Source organism: Stenotrophomonas sp. HMWF003 (assembly GCF_003061285.1).
Taxonomy (GTDB): domain Bacteria; phylum Pseudomonadota; class Gammaproteobacteria; order Xanthomonadales; family Xanthomonadaceae; genus Stenotrophomonas; species Stenotrophomonas maltophilia_AP.
Genome location: NZ_QAIW01000319.1, coordinates 1 through 4,805, shown reverse-complemented (window position 1 = coordinate 4,805; position 4,805 = coordinate 1). Strand labels below are relative to the sequence as shown.

Below are 4,805 nucleotides of genomic sequence, written 5' to 3'. Positions count from 1 at the left end.
CCACGGTGTTGTTCTGGTCGGTGCATTGCCAGCTGCTGGCGTAGCGCGCCAGCGTGGTGCCGGCGGCGGCCGCTTCGGCCAGCGCGTAGCTGCCGCCGGGCACGGTGATCACCGCCGCGGTGGCGCCGTTGTTGCCCACGTTGCTGGCCGAACCCACCGTGCTGCCGTTGTAGGTGATGGACAGGTTGAAGCGGCCGGTGTCGCTGGTGGGCTGCAGGTCCTTGACCAGCTGCAGCGTCGCCGCGCAGGCCTGGGTGATGCCCTCCACGGTGAACACCGCCTGGCCGATGCGGATGCCCAGCAGCGCCAGCAGGTTGTCGACCAGGCCCCCGAGCACGGCAGTGAGCACGGGGGTGACCAGTACGTTGACGGCGGAGCGGATGGGCGTCAGCAGCGTGTTGACGATGCCGTTGACCAGGTCGGCCACCGGTAGCGGCAGCGGGATGCCGCCGAGCAGGGTCACGGTGGGGTTGCCACTGGTGACCTGGATGTTCAGTGAGTTGACCAGCGTGGACACCATCGTGGCCGCGCTCACCGTGCCGGCGGTCAACGTGCGGGTCTGTGGGTAGGGGCCGGTGAAGCTGGCACTCTGCAGCCCGGGCGTGGCGGTGGCGAAGCTGCGCACGCTGACCGTGAGCGGGACGGTGATGTCGGCGATCGGGGTGAGCAGGCCCAGCACGTTGGCCGCCACCCGCACCTTCACACTGAGCGAGGTCAGCGTGGCAGCGGTCAGTGCCGTCTCGGTCAGCACGGTGCTGCGGTTGAAGAAGGTGGCGTCGCTGATCTGGCCGACATACAGGTTCACCAGGCCCGGCCGCGCCTGCAGGGTGACTGCGTTGCCCACCAGGTTCACCGCCGAGATCGAGCCTTCGGCGCGCGCCACGTCGGCATACAGCTGCAGGTGCAGCACGTCGGCGCTGATGCTGGTGTTGGACAGCGACACCCCCAGCAGGTTGAGGCCGTTGAGCGCGGCGCTGAGCGTGCCGGTGTTGAGCCCCTGCACCAGGTCCAGGTCGAGCTTGATGCGGATGGCCGCACTGTGGAACGCCGCCCCCACCGAGCCGCAGGTGTAGACCGGCGGTTCGATCACCTGCAGCCACAGGCGCACGTTGGCGACACCGTTGAGACCCAGCGCCGCGGTGTTGACCGTGATCGGCGTGGGCGTGGTGAGCACGTTGCGGAAGTTGTAGAGCTGCACGCCACCGGTGAGCAGGTCCAGCACGTTCAGGCGCACGGTGGCCAGCGACCCGGTGGGCAGTGCGATCTGCAGCAGGTCGGCCAGGCGGATGTTGCCGGTGGTGCCGGCCACGCCCAGCGGCAGTGCGTTGAGCACATTGGCCGCCGCAGTCTGGCCGTCGGCCTGCAGCACCTGCACCATCGCCGCGCGCAGCTGGCCCAGGGTGATGTTGGCGTTGAGCACCTGGCTGGGATCACTCACCACCACCCCGCCATTGAGCTGGGTCAGCAGTGCGTTGAGATTGATGTTGGCGCCGGCCAGGTTGTTCCAGTCGGCCACGCTCAGGTTGAGGCTGGTGCCCGGCAACAGCGCGCCGAACAGCAGGTTGAGTACCGGGCTCTGGGTGGAATCGACCGAGGCCAGGCGCGGACCGGCACTGACGCACGCACCGGCGGTACAGGCCGATTGCGCCCGGGCCTGGCCCAGGCATGAAAGCACCGCCAGTAGTGCAAGGAGCAGCCATGACTGCCAACGCACTGACGGAACGTTCACGCCTTTCACATTAACCATACATGCGTCTCCGCCGATTTTTGGCAGAGTTCGACCGTGACGGCGGAGTTACTCCGTCGTCGTTCTGATCGTGCCCTGCCGGTGCCGTTTCCCGCTTGGGAATGCGTTTATGTCCGGTTCGGGCCGATTAATGCGGGGCAACCAGAATTCCGTCAAACAAGACGGCGTGAAATAGGGGGACAGTGGCGCTTGCTGGCGGGCCGGCGTCGCACGAATACCCCTGATGCAGCAGTCGACGACAGCGATTCTGTACACGCGGGAAAAGAATCACTTCCAGGGAAGCAGGGCTTACCGAACAGGGAAAGGGGGCATTAAATGCAGGCCATGTGCGACAGAATCCGGCGAGCCCGACTAACGGCTGGCCTGTCACAGGCGCAGTTGGCGTTGGCGGCCGGCGTGCGACGCAGCGCCGTGGCGCAGTGGGAACGGGAAGGCGGAACATTCCCGAGCGTGCAACACCTTGCCTGCATCGCAATTGTGACGCAAGTCCATTTTGAATGGCTGGCGACGGGGCGCGGTCCCGGGCGTCCGGAGGACGGCGTGGACCTGCCCTTGCCGGACGCGTTGCCGGTGGAAGCGGCACGTACCGCCCAGGAAACCGAGATTCTCTCGTTGCTGCGGCGCATGCCCGCGCGCAAACGCCAGGTGGCGCGCGCGATCATGGAAATGTTGACCGAGTAACCGGCGGCGGCCGGTCAGCGGCCGCGCCGGATTACAGTGCCGCGCGCGGCGGCAGCGACCAGTCGATGGGAGCCTGGCCGCGTCGCTGCAGATAGTCATTGGCCATCGAAAAATGATGGCAACCGAGGAAACCGCGGTGCGCCGACAATGGCGACGGATGCGGCGCCTTCAATACCCGGTGGTGGGCGGTGTCGATCACCTTGCCCTTCTGTTGCGCGTAGCTGCCCCACAGCATGAACACCAGCCCGTCGCGCTCGCGGTTGAGGGTGTCCACGACATGGTCGGTGAACCCTTCCCAGCCGCGCTTCTGGTGCGCACCGGCCTGGCCGGCCTCCACGGTCAGCACCGCATTGAGCAACAGCACGCCCTGGCGCGCCCACGGCAGCAGGCAGCCGTGGTCCGGGCGCGGGATCCCCAGGTCGGCTTCGATTTCCTTGTAGATGTTGAGCAGCGACGGCGGCACCGGTACGCCGGGCATCACCGAGAAACTCAGGCCATGGGCCTGGCCGGGACCGTGATACGGGTCCTGCCCCAGGATCACCACCTTGACCTGATCGAACGGGGTGGCGTCGAAGGCGGCGAAGATCTGCGGGCCAGGCGGGAACACCTGCGCGCCGGCCGCCTTGCGCTGGCGCAGGAAACTGGACAGGTCACGTATGTCCGGACGCAGCAGCCATTCGCCAATACGCGCCTTCCAGCTCGGTTCAAGCTGGATGCTGGGGGTTGCCTCGTCGTTCATCGCACCACGGGTTTTTCATTGAGCCGCGACAGGCGCAGCTGGAACAGGACCTTGGTCACCAGCAGGCGCTCTTCGATCGGCTTCTGCACCAGGTCGTTGGCACCGGCCTGCAACAAGCCGGACTGGTTGAGCGGGTTGCCGTCGCCGGTCATCACCAGCACCGGCAGGCGGCGCTTGCCGTAGCCGAAATCCACGCGCACGCGCTCGACCACGTCCAGCCCGCTCAGCTCGCCCTTGAGGGTCACGTCGGTGAGCACCAGGTCGATGCGGTGGCTGCTGCGGCCCAGCGATTCGGCGGTGAGCAGCGCGAAGGCTTCCTCGGCGGTCATCACGTGCAGCACGCGCAGGCTCTGGCGTTCGAGCATGCGCTTGGTCGCCTCGGCCACCACGCGGCTGTCTTCGACGTACAGGATGGTGGCGCCGGGAATGGTTTCCGGCTGCACATAGCCACGGATGAACGTCGCCAGCGCCTCATGGCCCAGCGCCTTGTCGAAATAGTCGGTGACGTAGTCGGTGAAGCGGCGCTGTTCCAGGTGCTGTTGTGCGTCGCCGGACACCACGATCACCGGCACGTACGCCTGCCCGGCGGTTTCGCGAACGAGCCGCGCCAGCGCCAGGCCGTCGCCATCGCTGAGCGTGAGCGAGGTGGTGACCAGGTTCACCGGCCCGGCTTCAAGCGCGTTGCGCGCCTCTTCGATGCTCGCGCAGCCCACCACCTCCACCGCCGGCAGTTCGCGTTGCAGCACATCGGCAATCAACTTGCGGACCAGCTTGGAGCCGTCGACCACCATCACGCGCGGTGCATCGTCGACCAGGTGCTTCAGGGCTTGCGGGCGCATGCGGGCCTCAGGTTTCGGTCGGTCGGGTCTGGCGCAGGAAATGCCCCGTCACCAGCCACGCGCCCAGCCAGCCCAGCACCACGGTGCCGACCAGCACGAACGATGAATGCAGCAGATCCAACCCGTGCAACACGAACGGGCTGGCATAACTTTCAGACAGCGCGGCCAGCGGCGGGCGCAAGGCCAGCCCGGCCACGCCGATCAGCGCCAACGCGACCGCGCCGGCGCCCAGCCCGTACCACGCGCCCAGGTACAGGAACGGGCGGCGGATGAAACCATCGCTGGCGCCCAGCAACTGCAGCACGCCGATTTCCTCGCGGCGCGCCTGGATGTCCAGCCGCACGGTATTGCCCACCACCAGGGCCGCGCCCAGGCCCAGCAGCACCGACAGCACCTGCACCAGCCGCGCACCGAAGCCCAGCCAGGCGTCCAGGCGCTTGCGCCACAGCGCATCGTGCTGCACCAGGTCCGCCTGTGGCAGGCCTTCCAGCGACTGCGCCAGGCGCGCGTCATCGGCGCCCGCCTTCGGAGTGACGATCAACAGCGTCGGCAGCGGGTTGTCGTGCAGCGCATCGATCGCCTCGCCCAGCCCCGCCCCCTCGCGCAGTTCCTGCAGGCCCTGGTCCGGCGTCTGCAGGGTGACGTTGGCCACGTCGGCCCGGCCGCGCAGCGAATCGGCGACCTGCCCGGCGGCGGCGGCGTCGATGTCGGTCTTGAGGAACAGGTTGATGTCGCGCGACTGCTGCACGCTGCCGGCGAAATGCGTGAGGTTGTCCAGCGCGATGGACAGGCCCAACGG

At 67.5% G+C, this 4,805-nt stretch carries 5 protein-coding genes; 1 reads left to right on the top strand and 4 read right to left on the bottom strand.

Features of this window, described 5'->3' with window-relative positions:
* Positions 1-1,729 (bottom strand): hypothetical protein (locus DBR34_RS21380; RefSeq protein WP_181393994.1); only part of this gene is annotated, 1,729 nt, incomplete at its 3' end.
* Between the two features lie 333 nt (positions 1,730-2,062).
* On the opposite strand from DBR34_RS21380, the gene DBR34_RS13000 reads away from it, so the two are divergent.
* Positions 2,063-2,428, top strand: a complete 366-nt coding sequence (locus tag DBR34_RS13000; protein WP_038685836.1) for a helix-turn-helix transcriptional regulator — start codon at positions 2,063-2,065, stop codon at positions 2,426-2,428.
* Between the two features lie 31 nt (positions 2,429-2,459).
* On the opposite strand, the gene ung is transcribed toward DBR34_RS13000, so the two are convergent.
* The 3 genes from ung to DBR34_RS12985 all read right to left on the bottom strand — a co-directional run.
* Positions 2,460-3,167 carry a uracil-DNA glycosylase gene (ung, locus tag DBR34_RS12995; RefSeq protein WP_128097101.1) on the bottom strand — a complete coding sequence of 236 codons (708 nt, stop codon included), beginning with the start codon at positions 3,165-3,167 and terminating at the stop codon, positions 2,460-2,462.
* Positions 3,164-4,006: a response regulator gene (locus tag DBR34_RS12990; RefSeq protein WP_128097100.1), complete on the bottom strand. Its 843-nt coding sequence runs from the start codon at positions 4,004-4,006 to the stop codon at positions 3,164-3,166. Before DBR34_RS12990 ends, ung begins: the two co-directional genes overlap by 4 nt.
* 7 nt (positions 4,007-4,013) lie before the next feature.
* The coding region (locus DBR34_RS12985; protein ID WP_146186838.1) for an ABC transporter permease at positions 4,014-4,805 on the bottom strand (792 nt) is incomplete at its 5' end.